Annotated in this window: 13 protein-coding genes; 9 read left to right on the top strand and 4 right to left on the bottom strand. The window is 36.5% G+C overall.

Annotated features, from left to right (window positions below):
• Window positions 1–105 precede the first annotated feature (105 nt).
• The 3 genes from lysS (at window position 106) to B8967_RS10340 (ending at window position 8062) form a co-directional block, all read left to right on the top strand.
• Window positions 106–1803, top strand: a complete 1698-nt coding sequence (gene lysS, locus B8967_RS10350) for a lysine--tRNA ligase (RefSeq protein ID WP_047485488.1) — start codon at window positions 106–108, stop codon at window positions 1801–1803.
• A 293-nt stretch (window positions 1804–2096) separates the two neighbouring features.
• The gene (gene gltB, locus B8967_RS10345; RefSeq protein ID WP_084086036.1) at window positions 2097–6626 is read left to right on the top strand and encodes a glutamate synthase large subunit; all 4530 of its coding nucleotides are present in this window, start codon (window positions 2097–2099) and stop codon (window positions 6624–6626) included.
• A complete protein-coding gene (locus B8967_RS10340; protein WP_084086035.1) occupies window positions 6626–8062 on the top strand; it encodes a glutamate synthase subunit beta in 1437 nt (478 codons plus the stop codon). The genes gltB and B8967_RS10340 overlap by 1 nt, the downstream gene beginning before the upstream one ends.
• A gap of 181 nt (window positions 8063–8243) precedes the next feature.
• Here B8967_RS10340 and B8967_RS10335 read toward each other — a convergent pair whose 3' ends face one another.
• Both B8967_RS10335 and B8967_RS10330 read right to left on the bottom strand, forming a co-directional pair.
• Entirely contained in the window at window positions 8244–9248 is a 1005-nt protein-coding gene (locus tag B8967_RS10335) for a cytochrome d ubiquinol oxidase subunit II (protein ID WP_084086034.1), read from the bottom strand.
• Window positions 9245–10588, bottom strand: a complete 1344-nt coding sequence (locus B8967_RS10330; RefSeq protein ID WP_047485739.1) for a cytochrome ubiquinol oxidase subunit I — start codon at window positions 10586–10588, stop codon at window positions 9245–9247. Before B8967_RS10330 ends, B8967_RS10335 begins: the two co-directional genes overlap by 4 nt.
• Window positions 10589–10821: 233 nt before the next feature.
• Between B8967_RS10330 and gyrB the strand changes: the two genes are divergently transcribed.
• The 6 genes from gyrB to B8967_RS10300 all read left to right on the top strand — a co-directional run bounded on the left by gyrB (window position 10822) and on the right by B8967_RS10300 (window position 19254).
• On the top strand, window positions 10822–12756 hold the full coding sequence (gene gyrB, locus B8967_RS10325) for a DNA topoisomerase (ATP-hydrolyzing) subunit B (RefSeq protein ID WP_047485479.1): 1935 nt from the start codon (window positions 10822–10824) through the stop codon (window positions 12754–12756).
• A gap of 95 nt (window positions 12757–12851) precedes the next feature.
• On the top strand, window positions 12852–13274 hold the full coding sequence (locus B8967_RS10320) for a DUF5684 domain-containing protein (RefSeq protein WP_084086033.1): 423 nt from the start codon (window positions 12852–12854) through the stop codon (window positions 13272–13274).
• A gap of 320 nt (window positions 13275–13594) precedes the next feature.
• Complete coding sequence (locus B8967_RS10315) at window positions 13595–15487, top strand: DUF3857 domain-containing protein (protein ID WP_084086032.1); 1893 nt, start codon at window positions 13595–13597, stop codon at window positions 15485–15487.
• Between the two features lie 2 nt (window positions 15488–15489).
• Entirely contained in the window at window positions 15490–17433 is a 1944-nt protein-coding gene (locus tag B8967_RS10310) for a transglutaminase-like domain-containing protein (protein ID WP_084086031.1), read from the top strand.
• Between the two features lie 98 nt (window positions 17434–17531).
• The gene (locus B8967_RS10305; protein ID WP_084086303.1) at window positions 17532–18359 is read left to right on the top strand and encodes an RsiV family protein; all 828 of its coding nucleotides are present in this window, start codon (window positions 17532–17534) and stop codon (window positions 18357–18359) included.
• A 4-nt stretch (window positions 18360–18363) separates the two neighbouring features.
• Window positions 18364–19254, top strand: coding sequence for a diacylglycerol/lipid kinase family protein (locus tag B8967_RS10300; protein ID WP_373866349.1), 891 nt, complete (start codon window positions 18364–18366; stop codon window positions 19252–19254).
• A gap of 8 nt (window positions 19255–19262) precedes the next feature.
• Here the strand turns inward: B8967_RS10300 and B8967_RS10295 are convergent, their stop codons facing one another.
• A complete protein-coding gene (locus B8967_RS10295) occupies window positions 19263–20543 on the bottom strand; it encodes a dicarboxylate/amino acid:cation symporter (protein ID WP_084086302.1) in 1281 nt (426 codons plus the stop codon).
• Window positions 20544–20765: 222 nt separating this feature from the next.
• Window positions 20766–22454: a gamma-glutamyltransferase gene (ggt, locus tag B8967_RS10290; RefSeq protein ID WP_084086030.1), complete on the bottom strand. Its 1689-nt coding sequence runs from the start codon at window positions 22452–22454 to the stop codon at window positions 20766–20768.
• Window positions 22455–22541 lie beyond the last annotated feature (87 nt).

The following is a 22541-nucleotide window of genomic DNA, read 5'->3' as shown; positions in this document are numbered from 1 at the left end:
TTGCAAAATTTACCATTCATCCTTACAATTTGAAAAATTTCTTAAAAAGCGATTGATGGTCACCTCAAAAATGACTAAATTTGTACGCTTTTAGAAAAATAAGAAATGCAATTATCAGAACAAGAAATCATTAGAAGAGAAAAGCTGAACAAGCTTACTGAAATGGGGATTAATGCGTTCCCAGCGGAGGAGTATACTATTACAGATACGACAGAATCTATAAAACAGGATTTTTCTGAGAATAAACAGGTGAAGATCGCTGGTAGATTAATGTCCCGCAGAATTCAGGGGAAGGCTTCTTTTGCTGAGTTGCAGGACTCTAAGGGTAAGATCCAGGTATATTTTAACAGAGATGAGATCTGTCCGGGAGAAGATAAAGAATTATATAACGAAGTTTACAAGCACCTTTTGGATATCGGTGATATTATCGGTATTGAGGGTACTTTGTTTACGACTCAGGTAGGAGAGATGACCGTTTTAGTGAAAAACTTTACCCTTCTTACTAAGGCTTTGCGTCCTCTTCCTCAGGCTAAAACTGATGATAACGGAGTGGTGCACGATGGATTTACAGATCCTGAATTAAGATACAGACAGCGTTATGTAGATTTAACAGTAAATCCACAGGTGAAAGAAATTTTCGTGAAGAGAACAAAATTGTTCAATGCGATGAGAACTTTCTTTAATGATGCCGGATACTTTGAAGTGGAAACTCCTATTTTACAGTCTATTCCTGGAGGAGCAGCAGCAAAACCGTTTATCACGCATCACAATGCTTTAGATATTCCATTATATTTAAGAATTGCCAATGAGTTGTATCTGAAAAGATTGATCGTAGGTGGTTTTGACGGAGTATATGAGTTCTCCAAAAACTTTAGAAATGAAGGGATGGACAGAACGCACAACCCGGAGTTTACAGCAATGGAGATCTATGTGGCCTATAAAGACTACAACTGGATGATGGATTTCACGGAGAAATTATTGGAATTCTGTGCTATCCAGGTAAACGGAACTACAACAGCTACTTTTGGAGAGCATAATGTAGATTTCAAAGCTCCTTATCCAAGAGTTTCAATGACAGAAGCCATTCTGAAATTTACAGGTTTTGATATCACCGGAAAAACTGAGCAGGAATTATATGATTTCGCAAAGTCTATCGGTATTGAGGTGAATGAAACAATGGGTAAAGGAAAATTAATCGACGAGATTTTTGGTGAAAAATGTGAAGGAAATTTCATTCAGCCAACATTCATTACAGATTATCCTATTGAAATGTCTCCATTGACTAAAAAACACAGAAGTAAAGAAGGTTTAACGGAGCGTTTTGAATTAATGGTATGTGGTAAAGAAATCGCAAACGCTTATTCAGAGCTTAATGATCCTATTGATCAGAGAGAGCGTTTTGAATCGCAAATGGCCTTGTCTGAAAGAGGTGATGATGAAGCGATGTTTATTGACCAGGATTTCTTAAGAGCTCTTGAATATGGTATGCCGCCAACTTCAGGATTAGGAATCGGGATGGACAGATTGATTATGTTCTTAACGAATAATGCTTCTATCCAGGAAGTTCTATTCTTCCCTCAGATGAGACCGGAGAAAACCGTTCCTCAAATTGAATTAGGAGAAGATGAAAAAGTAATTCTTGAAATTCTGAATTCTCAGGAAGATGCAATTGCTTTGGCAGAAGTAAAAGAAAGAAGCCAATTATCAGGGAAGAAGTGGGATAAAGCTTCTAAGACTTTGACCAAGAACAACCTTGTGAAAGTTGATAAGATTGATGAAGTTCTTTTGATGAAACTGGTATAAGTTTTAACGAAATAAATAATAAAAAACCGGTACAGAATAAGTCTGTACCGGTTTCTTTTTTTCACTAAAGATTACTTAATTTTATTATTAATTGATTGGAATTTATAGATTAATATTTTGTATTGCTATTGTTTAATATATATGTATTTGTCGTGTTTGTGATATTATGTTTATTTATTGTTTTGTTTTATTATGTAAAATTATGCTTTGAATATATTTTATTGAAATAAATGTAATTTATATTCTTTAGAATTGTTCTTTTCATTACATTTGATATGAAAATGAATATGTAGATGAATACAACACGAAAAAAAAATCCAGATAATTTTACAAAAAACCAGGGTCTTTATGAGCCTGAATTTGAATTTGATTCCTGCGGAGTTGGTTTTGTAGCGAATATCAAAGGAGTAAAAAGTTATAAGATTGTAAGTGATGCTATTACCATGCTGGAGAACATGGAGCATCGCGGTGCTACCGGATATGAAAGTAATACCGGGGATGGTGCAGGGATACAAATCCAGATCCCTCATGAGCTTTTATATGATGAGGCATTAAACGTTGGGATAGATTTACCAGAATCTGGATATTACGGTGTTGGAATGTTATTTTTTTCTCAGAATAATTTTATTCGGGAAGAATGTAAAGAGGTCATCGCACAATCTGCAGAAAAGCTGCATCTTAAAATATTAGGATATCGCCCTGTTCCGGTGAGTAATATTGATCTTGGTGATTTGGCGAAAAGTGTAGAACCCGTGATGGAGATGCTTTTTATTGAGCGTCCTTTTGATCTGGATACTGAAAAAGATTTTGAGAGAAAGTTATTTATTTTTAAAAATTATATTTCTCATCAGATGATCAGTATTACCAATAATGATCCTATTGGATTTTATGTGGCTTCTTTCTCCTGTAAAAAACTTATTTATAAAGGCCAATTGAGAAGTATTCAGGTTCGGAATTATTTTAAAGACCTTACCAATCCCAAAATTCGTTCTGCATTTGGAATGGTACATTCCCGTTTTGCTACCAATACTTCTCCCACATGGAGCTTGGCACAGCCATTTAGATTTTTAGCGCATAATGGCGAAATAAATACTTTAGGCGGAAATCTTAATTGGTTGAGATCTTCTGAAAAAATGTTCCAAAGCCCTTTTTTTACCCCTCAGGAAATGGATATGCTTCTCCCTTTAACAAAACCGGGACAATCAGACTCTTCATATCTCGATAATATGGTGGAGCTGTTGTATCATTCGGGGCGGTCGCTTCCTCATACAATGATGATGCTGATTCCTGAAGCATGGGATGGACATGAGCAGATGGAGCACTACAAAAAAGATTTTTATGAGTTTCATGCCTGCTTGATGGAGCCCTGGGATGGACCCGCTTCCATTTCCTTTACAGATGGTGATATGATAGGAGCTACTTTGGATAGAAACGGACTTCGTCCTTCACGATATTGTATTACATCGGATGATTTGGTGATTATGGCATCCGAATCAGGAGCATTGTCTGTAGATCCCCAAAAAATAATTAAAAGAGGTCATCTTCAGCCGGGCAAAATGTTTCTTGTAGACATGAAAAAAGGAACAATCATCAGTGATGATGAATTGAAAAAAGAAATATGTACCTCAAAACCCTACCGGGAATGGTTGGATAGTATGAGGATTAATATCACCGAATTACCCAACCCTAAAATTCGGTTCAATAAACTTCAGACAGAAGATATTTTTAAGTATCAGAAGGCATTTGGATATTCCAGAGAAGATTTGGACGGAGTGATTAAAGAAATGGCTTCTCATGGTAAAGAACCGATTGGGTCAATGGGATTTGATGTTCCGTTAGCTGTGCTGAGTGAGAAACCACAGCATTTGAGTTCATATTTCAAACAGTTATTTGCCCAGGTAACTAATCCACCGATAGACCCGATAAGGGAAAAACTGGTCATGTCTTTGACTACCATTATCGGAGGAAATGGAAATCTTTTAGAAGAAGATAAAAACTTTGCACATTCTATTAAACTGGAAAATCCTGTTATTAACAATAATCAGCTTGAAAAATTAAGAAGCGTTGATACCGGCAGATTTCAAGCCAAAACTATTTATACTTATTTCAATGCGAGAGGAAAGGAAGGTGAATTGAAAAAAGCGATCGACAGGATTTGCAGGTATGCGGTAGATGCAGTAGATGATGGATTTGAAGTAATTATACTTTCAGATCGGTCACTGGATTCTCAGCATGCATCTATTCCTTCACTACTGGCATGCTCAGCAGTACACCATCATTTGATCAGAAAAGGAATCCGGAGAAAGATCGGTTTGGTAATGGAGGTTGGAGATGTTTGGGAAGTTCATCACTTTGCAACACTATTAGGGTTTGGAGCAACGGCAATTAACCCTTATCTGGCATTGGCAAGTATCAGACAAATGTTTGATGAAGGAGCATTTGAAGAGGAAGACTTAGTAAAGCTAAGAGATAATTATAAAAAAGCGGTAGGAGATGGACTTTTAAAGATATTTTCTAAAATGGGAATTTCCACTTTACAATCCTACCATGGGGCACAAATTTTTGAAATTATAGGGCTGAATAAGCTGGTGGTCAATACGTGCTTTACAGGAGCTGTTTCCAGAATTGAAGGCATTGGATTTGATGAAATCGCGAAAGAAGCTTTGCTAAAACATCAGGACGCATTTAAGGAGGATATGGAAAACTCTTTACTGGATACAGGAGGTATTTACCAGTGGAGAAGTAATAATGAGTATCATCAGTTTAATCCACAATCTATTCACTTACTTCAACAGTCTGCCTGGAACAATGACTATGATGTTTTTAAAAAATATTCAAGACTTGTCAACCAGCAAATGGGTAAAGCAACTCTACTGAGAGGTTTACTGGAATTTAAAAATGACAGAGAGTCTATCTCGCTGGAAGAAGTTGAACCCATAGAAAGCATAATGAAGCGTTTCGCAACAGGAGCGATGTCTTTTGGGTCTATTTCTTGGGAGGCACATACCACGTTGGCAATTGCAATGAATAGGATAGGGGCAAAAAGTAATACGGGAGAGGGGGGAGAAGATGAAGCCAGATATACACCTGAGAAGAATGGAGATAACTTGCGTTCTTCCATTAAACAGGTAGCTTCCGGAAGGTTTGGGGTTACTGCCAGATACCTTGCAGAAGCAGATGAAATTCAAATAAAGATGGCTCAGGGTGCTAAACCTGGAGAAGGCGGGCAATTGTCGGGTGATAAAGTGGATTCGTGGATTGGTAAAACGAGGCACTCGACGCCTGGCGTTGGGCTGATTTCTCCACCACCACATCATGATATTTATTCTATTGAAGATTTGGCTCAGCTTATTTTTGATTTAAAAAATGCCAATCGCCATGCCCGGTTATCGGTAAAGTTAGTTTCAAAAGCAGGAGTAGGAACTATAGCTTCGGGGGTTGCCAAGGCAAAAGCAGATCATATTCTGATTTCAGGATATGACGGAGGTACAGGAGCATCACCTTTAGGTTCAATCCGTCATACCGGGTTACCTTGGGAGCTGGGATTGGCAGAAACCCATCAGACTCTGATTAAAAATAAATTGAGACAGAGGGTTACTCTGCAGGTTGACGGACAGATGAAAACAGGACGTGATTTGGCTATAGCTACTTTGTTGGGGGCAGAAGAATGGGGAATTGCTACTTCTGCGCTCATTGTTGAAGGCTGTATACTGATGAGAAAATGTCATTTGAATACTTGCCCTGTCGGGATTGCCACTCAAAAAGAAGAATTAAGAAAAAAATTCAAGGGAAAAGCTGAACATCTGGTGAATTATTTTAGATTTCTTGCGATGGAAGTTCGTGAGATTATGGCTAATTTAGGTTTCAGGACCATTGATGAAATGGTAGGTCAGTCTCAATGTCTTGAAAGAAAAACAAATACTACCTTCTGGAAACATCAGGGGATAGACCTAAGCAGGGTTCTTTATAAAATAAAAACCGATTTGCCGGTAATTAAATCTGAAGACCAGGATGCGGGATTGGGGAATTCTATTTCCTGGAAAATGGTTGAAGCTGCTCAATACGCTCTTCAAAATAATACATCAATGGAGGCCGGATTTGATATAAAGAATACGGATCGTACTGTAGGGACTATTCTTTCCCATGAATTAACCAAAATTTATAAGTCTGAGGGAATGAATGAAAATTCATTATTATTTAATTTTAAAGGAACCGCAGGACAAAGTTTTGGAGCATTTTGTAATAAAGGAATTACCATGCGTTTAGAAGGAGATGCCAATGACTATTTGGGGAAAGGGCTTTCTGGTGCTCAGCTGATGATTTTCCCTCATAAAGAGGCTATTATTCATGCCAACGAAAATAGCATTGTTGGAAATGTTGCTTTATATGGAGCCACCTCAGGAAAGGTGTTTATCAGTGGCATGGCAGGAGAACGTTTTGCTGTTCGGAACTCTGGAGCTACTGCAGTTGTAGAAGGAATTGGTGATCATGGATGTGAGTATATGACCGGAGGAAAAGTTATTATCCTGGGAGGGGTCGGAAGAAATTTTGGCGCAGGAATGAGCGGGGGTATTGCTTATGTCTGGGATGTAAATAAAACCTTGGAATATCATTTTAATCCTGATATGGCGGATCTGGAATCTATTACAGAGGAGGATAAAGAATTGATTTTTAAACTGATCAAAGAACATTCTGAAAATACAGGAAGTACATTAGCGGAATATATTATAAGCGATTGGGATAACAGCTGTAAGCATTTTACGAAAGTGTATCCGAGAGAATATAAGAAAGTGATTGAAAACCAGATAAATGATATTACGTAATGGGGAAGACAGATGGATTTTTATTATATGAGAGGGAACTTCCCTCTAAACTGGATGTTGAAAAGAGACTTAAGGATTATAAAGAATTTATCCAGAAGCCTTCTGATCAGCAGTTGAATTGTCAATCGGCAAGATGTATGGATTGCGGGGTTCCATTTTGCCAGAATGGTTGCCCTCTGGGAAATCTCATCCCTGAATTTAATGAAGCTGTGTATAAAAAACAATGGCAAAAAGCGTATCAGATTTTAATATCTACAAATAATTTTCCTGAGTTTACCGGAAGAATTTGTCCTGCTCCCTGCGAAAGTGCATGTGTGTTGGGAATTAATGACAAGGCCGTTACTATTGAAGAAATAGAAAAGAATATTGTAGAAATGGCTTTTGAGCAAGGTTTTGCCAAGCCTAGACTTCCCAAGCTGAAGACAGATAAAAAAGTTGCTGTCGTAGGTTCCGGACCTGCCGGATTGGCGGCAGCTTATCAGTTGAACCAGATGGGATATACGACTACGGTTTTTGAAAGAGATCCTGAAATAGGAGGATTATTAAGATTTGGAATACCAGATTTTAAGTTGGATAAAAATATTGTAGAACGCAGAGTTCAATGGATGAAAGAAGAAGGGATTGAGTTTTGTACGGGAATTAATGTAGGTGTTAATTATGCTGTAGAAGAACTGAACCGTAATTTTGATGCAATTGTATTGGCAACGGGAAGTACTGTTCCCAAAGACCTGGTGATTCCCAACCGGGATGCAAAAGGTATTTATTTCGCTATGGATTTTCTTAAACAGAGTAATAAAAAAGTAAGCGGGATTCCTTTTGAGGAAGAAGAAATTAATACGAAAGGAAAGAAAGTAGTGGTCATAGGAGGTGGAGATACAGGGTCTGACTGTATAGGAACTTCTAACCGTCAGGGAGCAGAAGTGGTATATCAGATTTATTATAAACCTATGCAGCCAACAGAAAGGGATGAAACGATGCCGTGGCCCAGTTATCCGGCTCTACTACAGATTACTTCCTCCCATGAAGAAGGATGTGACCGTATGTGGTCCGTGAATTCAAAAGAATTTGTGAAAGATGAAAACGGAACCCTAAAGGGAATTCGCCTGGTGGAAGCAGAATGGACAAAAGATTCTGATGAAGGAAAATGGAACTTATATACAGAAAAACCAGCCTCTGAATTTGTACTCGAATGTGATATTATTTTTATTGCCTTAGGATATACTCATGTTGAGCATAAAGGACTGGTTGAAGCATTAGACATTCACCTGGATCCCAAAGGGAACTTAATCGGAAATAATAAAGAATACAAAACCAATCAAGATAAAATTTTTACCTGTGGTGATGCCAGAAAAGGACAAAGCCTTGTAGTATGGGCTATTGCGGAAGGCAGACAATGCGCAGATAAAGTTGATGAGTTTTTTAAAAATAAATCCTGAATTAAACTGAATTCTGGGTAAGCCCTTTTCAGAGAAGATAGCTGAATAAGAGTGTTATCATGGGATGGAAACCTGAAGCTCAATTTTATTTATGTTTTATGATAAAAATACTTACAATATAAACTTCAGGCTTCGAACATCTTATTCTTATCCGGAATTCAGGTTGAATTATATCCGGAACTTATTTTCTTAAACGACTGAATGAAAACATCAGGTAAAATAAAAATGGCAGGATAAATAAGGAACCAAGCACCAGCGCCCATCCTAATGCCGCAATCGTTTTGGCTGGAGCTGCAGTAGCGAAAAGGGAAAGATGCTGTCCGTTTGCCAATAAAATAATATCAGGATTATGCTGATAGGTTGCTGCTACAAGGATCATTACCATTTGAAAGCCAGCTAAAGCACGTACAGGAAGTAATTTCTGACGGTTCATAGCGCGAAGGATAAGTAGGAGAGCAATAGTAGCGAAAGCTATAGACATGATCCCCAAAGGTTTTGAGAATACCCATATTACAAGCGGAATATCCGAAATATAAGCTGTGAAAAACACAAGAATTCCGGTAATAACTACAAAGATCATGGTCTGTTTGGATTTTCTGATCATCAGAAGCAGATCTGCTTTATCTCTAGTCTCCCTTAATGAAAAGATGGAAGCAAGGTAAGCACACAGCGCTACCGTAAATAATCCTACAGAAACCCCAAACCAGTTCAGCCAGCTGAAAATATAAAGATCCTGGAAAGAGGTAGCGTTAGGATCGATAGATTGCGAAACCGTAGCCGCAGCTATTAACCCCAGGAAAAAAGGTGTTAAAAGGCTGGCATAGTAAAATATCTGGGTGTATAAAACCTGCCAGTTATCTTTCACGGCATCATAATGCCTGAATGTAAAAGCTGTTCCCCTTGCAATAATCCCTAAAAGCATCAGTACTAAAGGAATGTGAAGATATGTAGACATGGTCGTATAGATTTCAGGAAACCCTACAAAAAGAATCACAATGGCGATGATAAGCCACATATGATTTGCCTCCCAAACGGGAGCAATAGATTCATACATGATTTCGTGGGTCTTATGACGGGCTTTTTTATTGGTGAAAAGCTCTACAATACCCGCTCCGAAATCCGCGCCCCCCAGAATAATATAAAGACAGATGGAAAGCCATAGAAAGCCTATAACAATGTAAATCATGATTTTTTGTTTTTTTCGTTAAACTTTGGGTCTGTAGGGTCATAAATTTTAGGTACCATTTGTATCTGTCTTTTTAAAAGGAAAATAAGAATCAGTGATAATGATACGAAAATAGCAGTGAAAAAGTAGAAAGAATATTGTATTCCGGGCATTGGTGTTACAGCATCTATGGTCCTCATGACTCCATAAATAATCCAGGGCTGACGACCTACTTCAGTGACTGTCCATCCTGCTTCCAGGGCAATATATCCGAAAGGGGTGGCAATTAAAAATGTTTTTAACAACCAGGTTTTTTTCAGCCATTCTTTTTTGAAGAATAAAGCATATAAGTAGATTACTCCAATACAGATCATAATCACTCCAAAGAAGATCATAATCTGGAATGCATAATGGGTAACAGCTATTGGGGGCCATTCATCTTTTGGAAAATCTTTAAGACCTTTTACTTCAGCATTGAAATCATTGCTCACCAGAAAGCTTAGCACTTTTGGAATTTTTACCGCATATTTTATTTCTTCCTTTTCTTCATCCGGAATTCCACCGATCACAAAGGCTGCTCCCTTTTCTGTTTCAAAGTGAGCTTCCATAGCTGCCAATTTAATAGGCTGTCTTTCCGCTACAGATTTTGCAGCAATATCACCGCTTAAAGGGGCTCCAAAAGCACCTATAAGAGCAAATCCAACAGCGATTTTAAAAGCTTTGGTATGAAATTCCACATTCCTTTTCTTAATAATCAATAAAGCATGTACACCGGCTACAGCAAATCCTGTTGCACAAAAAGCAGCAACCGTCATATGGAGAGCCTGGGGAAACCAGGCATCGTTAAACATTGCTTTGATGGGATCAATATTCAGATACTGCCCGTTAATATAATCGAAGCCGGTAGGAGAGTTCATCCAGGCATTGGCTGCGACTACCAGAATTCCGGAAGCCAGCCCGCTTATTCCTACAAGGAAGCCACAAAACCAATGAAACCATTTATTAAATCTTTCCCATCCATATAAAAAGAAACCGATAGCAATAGCTTCAATAAAAAATGCGGTTCCCTCTAAGGAAAACGGCATTCCGAAAATAGGCCCTGCATGCTTCATGAATCCCGGCCACAGAAGTCCCAGTTCAAAGGAAAGCATGGTCCCGGAAACAGCACCTGTAGCAAATAATATGGCTACCCCTTTACTCCAGGCTTTGGTAAGACCTTTATATACTTCATTATTTGTTTTTAAATATTTCCAGTGGGCAAAGGCCATTAAAAAAGGCATTACCATACCCACACAGGAAAAAATGATATGGAAGCCCAGAGATAGAGCCATCTGGGCACGTGCAGCAATAAAATCATCCATAATATCAACTTTTGAATACATAAATTTACGTATAAATTATGGATGTTAAGTATGATTTAAAACAGCCGATAATTCAGGAATACCATGTAATTTTGAATCTTTTATAAATCCACTCTTATTTAAGTTTTCACTAAGAAAAGTCTACATTTTTTGACACATTTTAACTTTCATAATTCGAAAAAAATCACGATATTTGTAAGTCTTTGCATATAGCAAGATTTTTAATATTTAATATGAGTCAGAAACAATATACAGCTAGTAGTATTCAGGCATTAGAAGGAATGGAGCACGTTCGTATGCGTCCTTCAATGTACATTGGTGATGTAGGGACAAGAGGTCTTCACCATTTGGTTTATGAAGTAGTAGATAACTCTATTGATGAAGCGTTGGCAGGATACTGCGATACGATCTTTGTGGCCATTAAAGAAGGAAACGGAATTGAAGTAAGTGATAATGGTAGAGGTATTCCGGTTGATTTTCACGAGAAAGAACAGAAATCCGCTCTTGAAGTTGTAATGACAAAAATCGGAGCCGGAGGTAAGTTTGATAAAGATTCTTATAAGGTTTCAGGAGGACTTCATGGAGTAGGGGTATCGTGTGTGAATGCACTTTCCAACGAAATGATAACTACCGTTTACAGAGACGGAAATGTTTATCAGCAAGTTTATTCTAAAGGAAAAGCTCAAACAGGAGTAGAAGAAATTGGTAACAGTGACAAAAGAGGAACAAAACAGTTTTTCCAGCCGGATGATACTATTTTCACGGAATTAGTTTATAACTACGATACGTTAGCAAGCCGTTTAAGAGAACTTTCTTACCTTAATAAAGGAATTACCATTACACTTACCGACGAAAGAGAGGTAATGGAAGATGGTTCTTTTAAAACTGAAATTTTTCATTCTGAAGGAGGTCTGAAGGAATTTGTTGCCTATATTGACGGAAGCCGTGAATCTATTATGGAGCACGTTATTTTCATGGAAGGTGAAAGAGATGATATTCCGGTTGAAGTAGCAATGCGTTACAATACATCTTTTAACGAAAACTTACACTCTTACGTTAATAATATTAATACTCATGAAGGAGGTACCCACCTTGCTGGTTTCAGAAGAGCTTTAACAAGAACTCTTAAGAAATATGCAGATGAATTGGGACTTCCAGCAAAAGAGAAAGTAGAAATTACTGGTGATGACTTCCGTGAAGGATTGACAGCTGTAATTTCTGTAAAAGTAATGGAACCTCAGTTTGAAGGACAGACCAAAACAAAATTAGGAAATTCTGAAGTTTCCGGAGCTGTTGATAAGATTGTAGGGGAGATGCTTACTAATTTCTTGGAAGAGAATCCTAATGAAGCGAAGATAATTGTTCAAAAAGTTGTTCTGGCTGCAAAAGCAAGACAGGCGGCTAAGAAAGCCCGTGAAATGGTTCAGAGAAAATCTCCAATGGGAGGTTCTGGTCTTCCGGGAAAACTATCTGACTGTTCATCAAAAGATCCGGCTGAATCTGAGATCTTCCTTGTAGAGGGAGATTCCGCAGGAGGTACAGCTAAACAAGGGCGAGACAGACACTTCCAGGCTATTCTCCCGTTAAGAGGTAAAATTCTGAACGTTGAGAAATCTATGCTTCATAAAGTATATGATAATGAAGAAATCAGAAATATCTATACAGCTCTTGGAGTTTCTGTAGGAACAGAAGAAGACAGCAAGGCATTGAATATGGCTAAGCTAAGATATCATAAGGTCGTAATCATGACCGATGCTGATATTGATGGATCTCACATTTCTACCCTGATCCTTACGTTCTTCTTCAGATATATGAAAGAACTTATTGAAAACGGATATATTTATATTGCTCAGCCACCTTTATATCTATTAAAAAGAGGAAACAAAAAAATGTATGCTTATAACGAAAAAGAACGTGAAGAGTTTACATTGGAGATGTCTCCGGACGGAAAAGGAGTAGAAGTACAACGTTACAAAGGTCTTGGAGAGATGAATCCTGAACAGCTTTGGGAGACTACTCTGAACCCTGAGCACAGAATTCTGAAGCAGGTAACTATTGATAATGCTGTAGAAGCAGACAGTGTTTTCTCAATGTTGATGGGAGATGAAGTTCCACCAAGAAGAGAGTTTATTGAGAAAAATGCTAAGTATGCAAAAATTGATGCATAAGAGTATTTAAAGAGTACATATAAAATATACAAGAAAAGCTTCTAATTATTTAGAAGCTTTTTCTATATTTGAAGAAACCAATAAAAAATAATAATATGTTAACTCTTTTACAAACAGACCCTTATGAAGGGGTAGATGCGGTGTCCGGAGCAGCGGCAGCAGGATTAGGAATCGGAACATTGTTCATGAGCTTACTGGTCTATATATTCTATGGATACTGCATGTACAAAATCTTTCAGAAAGCAGGAAGAGAAGATGCATGGGCTGCATTTATTCCTATTTACAATATCATTGTTTTACTGGATATTGTAAAGAAACCTATTTGGTGGATCATTTTATTTTGTATTCCTTTTGTCAATCTTTTTGCAAGTTGGGTAGTCAACGACAGATTAGCGAAGGGTTTTGCAAAAGAGACCCCTTTATACACCCTTTTGTTGTTTTTCTTGGGATTTATTTTTATCCCGGTGCTGGGTCTTGGAAGTGATTCTTATGATAGCAAAAGAATTCCTAACGACTAACAATAAAGAGAAAATAAAAATAGAGACTTCAGAAATGGAGTCTTTTTTTATAATTATATATTAGCTTCGCATTTTTTTGCAAAATAAAACATGAAAAATATAATGAAAAGTTAAATTCGGTTGATACAAGTATATTCTTAGTGAAACAGCTGTAAAAATCAATAAATATCTTTTAATTATTCGTAAATAGCTTATAGACAATAATATAAAGATGTTTTTTTATTTGAAATAATTAAATACTTCACCGGATGGAGTAGTTTTTTTAAATAAAAATTTAACAGTTATTAAGATTTTCTTATGTTTGCATAATTTTAATAACCATGATGAAAATATTCTTGATTGGAGCATTATCTGCCGCTTCAATGTATTTTGCTCAGACATATCCTGTCTCTGCCATTCCTGAAACTTTAAAGAAAAATGCGAATATTGTTGTCCGAAAAGATTTTACAACGGTTCAGATTAATAAAATTGATGAGATAAAATATCAATATAATAAGGTAACAACTGTTTTAAATAAAGATGGAGATAATAAAGCTGTGGCCTATATTCCTTATGATAAAGGAAACAGTATTTCAGATGTAAAGGTGACCATCTATGATGATTCCGGAAAGAAAATTAAAAGTTATTCCAAATCTGATTTCGGTGATTTTGCCAATAACAATCAAGGTGTATTTTACTCTGATAATAGGGTTTTGGTTTTTAATTATACACCGATTCAATATCCATACACTATAGACTTCTCTTATCAGATTTCTGATAAGAATACCATTTTCATTCCTGATTTCGTTCCATTTTTCTCTACCAATACCTCACTGGAGGAAGGAGAACTTAAAATAATCAATACATCAGGAATTGAACTTCGAACTAAAATCTATCCTTCTATATATAACTATGCTTCTGTTGTAGAAAACGGAAGTGGTAATGAAAAGACCTATTCTTATAAGAATGTTTCGGCAATTGATGATGTTTCATTGATTCCGCAGCCTGTGAAGATTTTACCTAAGGTAAGTTTTGCATTGGCAAAATTTAATCTGGCGGGTAAACAGGGATCTTTAAATAATTGGACAGATTTCGGAACGTGGTATTATAATAATCTGGTAGAACCTGTTGCTGTTTCTACCCCTGCGATCAAGGCAGAAATAGCAGCCCTGAAACTGGAAGGTTCGGTAGAAGATAAAGTAAAGAAAATTTATCAGTATATGCAGACCAAAACCCGATACATCTTTGTGGGGTTAGGAATTGGAGGATGGCTTCCTATGCTGCCTGAAGAGGTGGATAAGAAAGGATACGGAGATTGTAAAGGTCTTACCAACTATATGAAGATTTTATTGGATGAAGCAGGAATCCCTTCACATTATTGTGTAATTAATTCCAGTCCTTCCCAAGTGTCTTTTGATCCTGAATTTCCAAAAATGGGAGGGAATCATGCTATTTTAATGGTTCCTACCGAAAAGGGAAATATATGGCTTGAAAATACATCACAGCAAATTGCATTTAATCATTTAGGGTATAGTACAACAGATAGAAATGTACTTTCTGTGAAGAAAAACGGCATAGAACTGATTAATACACCCGTATATACTGCTGATCAAAATAAAGAAAAACAAGTCCTGAAGGTAAAAGTAGGAGATGATAACAGTATTTCAGGAGAGGGTAACTTCTATTATACAGGAAGTCAGTATGATTATACTTTAGGCTTTACCGGACTTAATCCCAAAGAAAAAAATGATGCGCTGAGAAATTCGTTAGATGTTTTAAACTTTGAGAAAGTTGAAATGAAAAACTTTGTCAACGATAAGGATAAAGCTTTTATAACGTATGATATAGATTTCAAGGCCAGTAATTTTGCAAAAAAAGCAGGAAACAGTCTTATATTCAGAGCTGTTCCTATTTATAATAATACTATTTACAAAACTGAAGAAAGCCGTGAGCTTCCTTTTGAAATCAGACAATCTTTTGAAGACGAGTATGAAATTAATTTTACCATTCCTAAAGGATATAAAATTGATGAGGCTCCGGAAGACATCAATTTAAAATCTGAATTTGGGTATTATAATTTAAGCTTTGTTAAAAATGGAGAAGAAATTAAAGTAAAAAGAAAAGTACAGGTTAATAAAGGAATGTACACAAAGGAAAAATACAATGAATATGTAGGCTTCAGAAAAAAAATAATAAACATGGATAATTCAAAAATTTTAATTACAAAAATATAAAGATGAAGAAAATTATATTGTTGATTGTTTGTTCAGCTAATATTATGGTTTTGGCTCAAAAACATGAGTTTTTAAACGTTCCGAAATTTAATGATGCGGATTTGTCTAAGACAAAATCTTTATTAGATGAAAATGCACCTGCTGAAATTTTATACAGATCTGTTCACTTCATGATTGATACAAGCACAGGTTTGCTACACAAGAAATTTTTTTATAGAGTAAAAATTTATAATAAAGATAAAGCTGAGGAATGGTTAAATCTTGAGGTTCCTATTTATAGCTATGGTGGCGGTAAAGACCAGGAAGAGTCCTTGTATAAAATGAAGGCATTAACCTATAATCTGGAGAATGGAAAGGTGGTTCCTGTAAAAGTGGAGAATAGCTCTAAATATAAAAGTAAAGAGAGCAAATCTGTGACAGTAAACAAATTTGCCTTTCCAAATGTCAAAGATGGATCAATTTTAGAGTATCAATATGAAATACTATCTCCGGGTTTGTTTGCTATTCCTGAAATAGTGATTGAATCTGATACTCCTTCACTGTATACAGAATACGTTTTGGATACACCTTATACTATAGACTATAATATCAACTATACGGGTGATTTAGCTCCGAAATTTAGAGAAGCAGAGCCACAGACATTATATGGCGCCCAGTATAAGACTTATAGATTTGGTTTTGAAAATGTAAAAGGCTTTAAAAATGAAAAATTTGTAAGAAACAGCAGGAATTTCCGTACAAAAGTGAGCACCGAACTTAACTCTACAAATTTCCGTGAGCTTAAACTGTATTCTTCTTCCTGGGAGCAAATCAGAAAAAGACTTTATGAAAATAGTTATTTTGGAAGCGAGCTGAAAAAATCAAAGCTTGCCAAAGATAATATGCCGGCTGGGATTTCAGAAATGAAGAGCAGTGATCTTGATAAAGCGAATGCAATATTTAAACATGTTCAAAAAAACTTTACCTGGAATAAAGAGAAAGGAGTTTATACTGAAGATGGTATTAAAAAGCTCTTAGATACTAAAACAGGGAATGCTGCAGAAATTAATCTTTATCTGGTAATGCTTCTTCGTGAAGCTGGAATTAAAGCGGATCCACTTGTAATTTCTACTGTTGATAACGGATGGGTAAATTTAATATCACCCAATATATCAAATATGAACTTTGTATTGGCTGCTATTGAAACAGCGGGAGGGCTTCATATTTATGATGCAACTTCAAAACAGTCTTCTATGGATCAGCTTCCTTTAAGAGATTGGAATCAGTATGGTATTCTGATGACGAATGATAAAATTGTACAGATTCAGATGGTCAACAATAAATTAAGTAATACCTATCTTACTGTGGATGCTAAAATTAATGAGGATGGAAGTGTTTCCGGGACGTATTCTGATAAAGATACCGGGACTTTTGCTATGTATGTTAAGGATGCTTATGATGAGAATCCCGATAAATATAAAAAACAGTATAAAGAAAATTTTTCTGTAGATTTTACTGGAATTGATTCAAAAGTATTAGAGAACGGGGAATTTGAGAGTACCATGAAATTCGAATCTACAGATATGGTAGACAGGGTAGGTAAAAAATTAATTATCAACCCCATGCTGTTTTTGAATAGGAATTCTAACGATTTTGATCAGACGGAAGCTCGGAAACATCCTATAGATTTTGGATCGGGTTCTACGAAAGTGAAAAAAGTTATCCTGGAAATCCCTCAAGGATATACTATTGAAGAGATTCCTCAAACTAAGAAAATTGTTACAGAGGATAAAGAAATAGAATACAGCTATGTAGTGGAACAAAAAGGGAATAAGCTGGAGGTAACAGCTACCACTAAAGTAGCCAGTCCGGATTATCCAAAAGAATATTACCCGGCTTTCAAGCAAATTTGGGGAGTTGCATCAAAACATGAAAATCAGGTGATTAGTTTAGTGAAGAAATCATAAGTATTTGATTTTTAATGTGTATCAACACTATCGATAATATTTTTTTAAAACCATTCAGCTTTTGAATGGTTTTTGTATTAGTACCAAAAAAATTAATTATGAAAAATACGATTACTGTTTTGGCACTATCTTCATTCTTTGTTTTTACGGCCTGTAAGAAAAATGAATCAACAGGACCGGCTACCGAAAAGTCAGACTACAAAGAATCCGGAAAACTGATAGTAGATTCTGTTAAAGTAAGTGATTCTACAAAAATCACAGACTCTTTAAAAGTAAAATATACTTCAAAATTGCTGGTCTTCCCGGAATTGAAAGATAAAACCTTATTAGACAGTATTTATTTTCAGAATAAAGATATTAAAGATTTTTCCAAAACCGGGCTTCAGAATTATTTGGAAAATGAGAAAATAAGATATTTCTCTTCTGTAAAAAATGACAATAAAGACTGGCTTTCAGATATCACCTATGCTCAGGATTGGTATACCAGCTCTTACATGAATCTCATATCCAATACCAATGGATATATGCATATTCAGTATGTAGGAAGCGGTTATGAGGGCGGGGCTCATGATAATTACGGATTTTCTGAAAGGGTTTTTGATCTTAAGAAGAATAAAAAACTTGAGCTGAAGGACATCACCTCAATGCCAAAGGCTAAAATTGAAGCTATTCTGATGAAGAATATCAATAATATTAATAGTGGAACATCAGATGCTGAAGGAGAAGTTAAAAATTCCGAAATGCTGCTGGTGGAAAAAATTCCGGCGAACAATAATTTCTATTTTGATCAGAAAAACCTTTATTTTCATTACAGCCCGTACGAAATTGCAGCTTTTGCAGCAGGAGATATCACCATTCCTATTTCTTGGGAAGAATTAGGCGTGACATTGAATGCAGAATTTAAAGAAAGAATGAAAATTAAATAAATAAATGCTTCCGGTTCAGGAAGCATTGTTTATTTTTGCGGTAATGGAAAAAGTAGCTTTTATCATCAACCCTTTTTCGGCCAAAAAAAATTATCAGCCGTTTCTGAATGAACTTAAAGCAAAGGTTGGAAATCCTTTGTATTACGTCTCCGAATCTATTCCGGGAACAGATGAGTTTATTAAAACTCATTTTGATCATATCGATATTTTTGTGGCAATTGGGGGGGATGGAACTATTTCTACCGTGGCTAAAAATCTTATTTCTACAGATAAGATCCTGGCTATTTTTCCGGCAGGCTCCGGAAATGGATTCTCCAATGAAACGCGCTTCAGTAAAAATCTGGATGGACTTTTAGAGAAAATAAAAGCAAAGCAATCCAGAAAAATCGATACATTTACGGTTAATGACAGGCTTTCTATCAATGTTTCAGGAACAGGTTTTGATGGAAAAGTGGTTAAAGAGTTTGAGAAAACAAGCCGTGGATTCAAAAACTATATTAAAGTTTCCCTGAAAACATTCTTCAATTACAAACCGATCAAAGTGAAATTTTTTGGTGAAGAGTATCAGCAGTACAATGGCAGATATCTTATGCTGAATATTGCCAATACCCGTCAGTTTGGTAATAACGCCTATATTGCTCCAAAAGCAAGTAAAAGCGACGGTTTGGTTGATATGGTTTTGGTGAAGAAATTTCCTCTGACCTATTCTGCATTGTTTGCTTTCAGAATGTTTACCAAAAGACTAAAGGACGATGAATATGTTACCTATCTTCCGGTTTCCGAAATTTCATTCGAGGTGAATACCAAAAACTGGCATCTTGATGGTGAGTTTAATAAAATAGAATCACCCATCCATGTTAAAGTACAGCCTGCAAGCCTTAATATCCTGGTGTAAAGACCTGTTCAGACTTCAAGTTTTTTCTCAATTTCCTGTGGATGATCGAGGCAGTATTGTAGCTGTTTTTTATCAAGCTGCTTTTCCCAGTTAGCAACAACTACTGTAGCCACAGAATTTCCTATAACATTGGTTAATGCTCTGCATTCACTCATGAATTTGTCTATTCCCAAAATTAATGTCATTCCGGCTAAAGGAACTTCAGGAACTACGGCCAATGTAGCAGCCAGTGTAACAAATCCAGCACCTGTAACTCCCGCAGCACCTTTAGAGCTCAACATGGCGATCAGCAGAAGCATGAGCTGTTTTTCAAGAGGAAGATGGATGTTCAATGCCTGAGCAATAAAAAGTGAAGCCAATGTCATATAGATATTGGTTCCGTCCAGGTTAAAAGAATAACCGGTGGGAACTACTAAACCTACAATAGCTTTTGAACAGCCTGCTTTTTCCAGTTTTTCCATAAGACCCGGAAGAGCCGATTCGGAAGAGCTTGTACCTAATACAAGAAGAAGCTCTTCTTTAAGATAGTACAAGAGTTTGAAAATGCTAAACCCATTGTACCATGCAACAGCGCCCAGAACAATGACCACAAAAAGAATAGATGTGATATAGAATGTGGCTACCAGAAAAATAAGGTTCAACACAGAATGAAGTCCATATTTTCCAATCGTAAAAGCCATAGCACCAAAGGCTCCGATAGGGGCAAGCTTCATAAGCATATGGACAATCTTAAAAACAGGAGTAGACAAATCCTGAAGAAAATCAGTTACTTTCTTACTTTTTTCTTTAGTCAGTACCAAAGCAACACCCATTAAAATTGCCACAAGGAGAACCTGAAGTATATTATCACCCACTAAAGGACTGAAAAGAGTATCCGGAATGATATTCATGATGAAACTGGTAAGTGTAGAATCATGAGCTCTTTCTTTATATTGTGAAATATCTCCTGAAAGGGTAGCCGGATCAATGTTTAAACCATGACCGGGCTGTAAAAGGTTACCCACTATTAGTCCAATGATGAGTGCTAAAGTTGAGAACGTAAAAAAATAGATCATTGCCTTTATTGCAATTCTCCCTACTTTTTTAAGATCGGTCATATGCGCAATTCCCAGGGTCAGGGTAATGAAAATAACCGGAGCAATAATCATTTTTACCAGCTTAATAAAACCATCGCCTAATGGTTTCATTTTTTCTCCCAGCTCAGGATAATATCTTCCGAGAAGAATACCTGCAATAATGGCTATAATAACCTGAAAATAAAGCTGCTGATAAAATTGTTTTGCTTTCAATAGAAGTGGTTTTAGAAGGGCGAAATTATGAATTTTTTCCAAAAACATGATGAATATCATTAAAGTTTTAAAAAAAATACAGGATATCACGTAGTGAGGGGAGTACTTGTCTTTATGTGCCGACCTCTGGTAAATAAAGGATTGTATTGTAAAGTTTCAATAAAAAATCCTGCTTTAAAATAATTAAAACAGGATTTTTTATGTGAGTAAAGTTGCTTTTAATTATTCAGTAGCAACAGAGTCGTCGCCACGGCCATCTGCTACAGCGTGAATACTACCATTGTCATCAAGAACAATCATTTCTGTTTTTCCGATTTGTTTTATTTTTTCAATAACATAATTCTTGCTTTTCAGCTCGGAAATAGTGCTTTCAGGAAAGTTATTTTCCACTGTTATAACTTCCGGAAGCCATTGGTGATGAAACTTGGGTGCATTCACGGACATATTGGCGTTTAATTTAAAATCAACAACGTTGACAATAGATTGATATACGGAAGTGGGAATGGTTGTTCCTCCTGGTGTTCCCACCACCATATAAGGTTTTCCGTTCTTCAGCAAAATAGTAGGTGTCATAGAAGAAAGCATTCTTTTATTAGGCTGGATCGCATTGGCTTCTCCGCCTACAGCTCCAAACATATTGGGTACACCTGGCTTGATGGAGAAATCGTCCATTTCATTATTGAGGAAGAATCCTGCCCCTGAAACCAGTACTTTGCTTCCGTAATATCCGTTAAGGGTAGTGGTTACAGAAGCTGCATTTCCGTCTTTGTCCAGTACAGAAATATGGGTAGTCTGGGTAGACTCTTTCGGTTGTTCTATAATTTTACCCACTTCAGCACTAGGTGTGGCTTTATCAAAACTGAAACTTTTCCATCTTTCTTTTAAATAGGCATCAGAGATCAGATAAGCCGTTTTATCCTGGATGAAATCAGGATCACCCATGTACTCAGCCCTGTCTGCAAAAGCCCTTCTTTCAGCCTCAGTCATAATCTGAACAGCTTTTGTAGAATTCTGCTGGTATTTTTCAAGATTTTCAAAACTCGCCATTCTCAACATCTGAGCCAGCAGTAAACCTCCACTTGAGGGTAAAGGCATGGATACTACATTATTTCCCTTATATTCAAATTCTAAAGCTTTTCTTTCTGCAACTTTATAATTTCTAAGATCTTCCAGAGTAATGATTCCATTACCTCTTTTCATTTCTGCCACCAAAAGATCCGCTGTTTTTCCTTCATAAAAACCTTTTGCCCCTAATTTTTGGATAAGCTTTAAAGTCTCTGCCAATTCTTTCTGCACTAAAATATCACCGGCTTTCCAGGGAGTGTCTTTTACAAAAATAATAGAGGACTTGTTATGCTTTTGAAATTTCTCTTTATTGTTATTCAGCATATCGGCTTCCTTTTCTGTAATGGTAAAACCTTGTTCTGCCAGATCAATGGCAGGTTGTATGATTTTTTCCATAGGAAGTTTACAATACTTTAAGGTAGCGAAAAAACCAGCTACACTCCCCGGAATACCCACTGCAAGTCTTCCGTTTTGAGACAGATCAGTATCTGCTTTACCTTTTTTATCGAGATACATATCCCGGGAAGCTTTTTTGGGAGCCGTTTCCCTATAATCTAATGTGAATTTTTCACCATTATTTTTTACGCCCACCAAAAATCCACCACCACCGATATTTCCTGCCTGAGGGTATACAACTGCCAATGCATACTGTGTCGCCGTAATAGCATCATAGGCGTTTCCTCCCATTTTTAGAATTTTTGCCCCTGCTTCACTGGCTAAAGGATGAGCAGAGACTACTACACCCTTCTTTTTTACCTGTACTTCTTTTACGATACTGATATCTGTAAACTGGGCCCAGCTTAATGGACTTGCTAACAGGACCGAAACAATTAAAAACTTCTTCATATGATTTTCTTTATAACAAAAATATAGTTTTTTTGTAAATCATTGCCGATGCTGGTCTCATGAAATGTATTTTTAATTTTTTCACCT

Source organism: Chryseobacterium sp. YR221, from assembly GCF_900176315.1.
Taxonomy (GTDB): Bacteria; Bacteroidota; Bacteroidia; order Flavobacteriales; family Weeksellaceae; genus Chryseobacterium; species Chryseobacterium rhizosphaerae.
Note: the sequence above shows the minus strand (reverse complement) of the source record. Positions and strands in the feature narration are given on the sequence as shown.

Excerpts from the sequence above, each read along its gene's own strand:
- B8967_RS10320 (WP_084086033.1), top strand. The coding sequence starts at position 12,852 with ATGTTAACTCTTTTACAAACAGACCCTTATGAAGGGGTAGATGCGGTG.
- gyrB (WP_047485479.1), top strand. The coding sequence starts at position 10,822 with ATGAGTCAGAAACAATATACAGCTAGTAGTATTCAGGCATTAGAAGGA.
- B8967_RS10300 (WP_373866349.1), top strand. The coding sequence starts at position 18,364 with ATGCTTCCGGTTCAGGAAGCATTGTTTATTTTTGCGGTAATGGAAAAA.
- gltB (WP_084086036.1), top strand. The coding sequence starts at position 2,097 with ATGAATACAACACGAAAAAAAAATCCAGATAATTTTACAAAAAACCAG.
- B8967_RS10335 (WP_084086034.1), bottom strand. The coding sequence starts at position 9,248 with ATGATTTACATTGTTATAGGCTTTCTATGGCTTTCCATCTGTCTTTAT.
- lysS (WP_047485488.1), top strand. The coding sequence starts at position 106 with ATGCAATTATCAGAACAAGAAATCATTAGAAGAGAAAAGCTGAACAAG.
- ggt (WP_084086030.1), bottom strand. The coding sequence starts at position 22,454 with ATGAAGAAGTTTTTAATTGTTTCGGTCCTGTTAGCAAGTCCATTAAGC.
- B8967_RS10310 (WP_084086031.1), top strand. The coding sequence starts at position 15,490 with ATGAAGAAAATTATATTGTTGATTGTTTGTTCAGCTAATATTATGGTT.
- B8967_RS10330 (WP_047485739.1), bottom strand. The coding sequence starts at position 10,588 with ATGGATGATTTTATTGCTGCACGTGCCCAGATGGCTCTATCTCTGGGC.
- B8967_RS10305 (WP_084086303.1), top strand. The coding sequence starts at position 17,532 with ATGAAAAATACGATTACTGTTTTGGCACTATCTTCATTCTTTGTTTTT.
- B8967_RS10340 (WP_084086035.1), top strand. The coding sequence starts at position 6,626 with ATGGGGAAGACAGATGGATTTTTATTATATGAGAGGGAACTTCCCTCT.
- B8967_RS10315 (WP_084086032.1), top strand. The coding sequence starts at position 13,595 with ATGATGAAAATATTCTTGATTGGAGCATTATCTGCCGCTTCAATGTAT.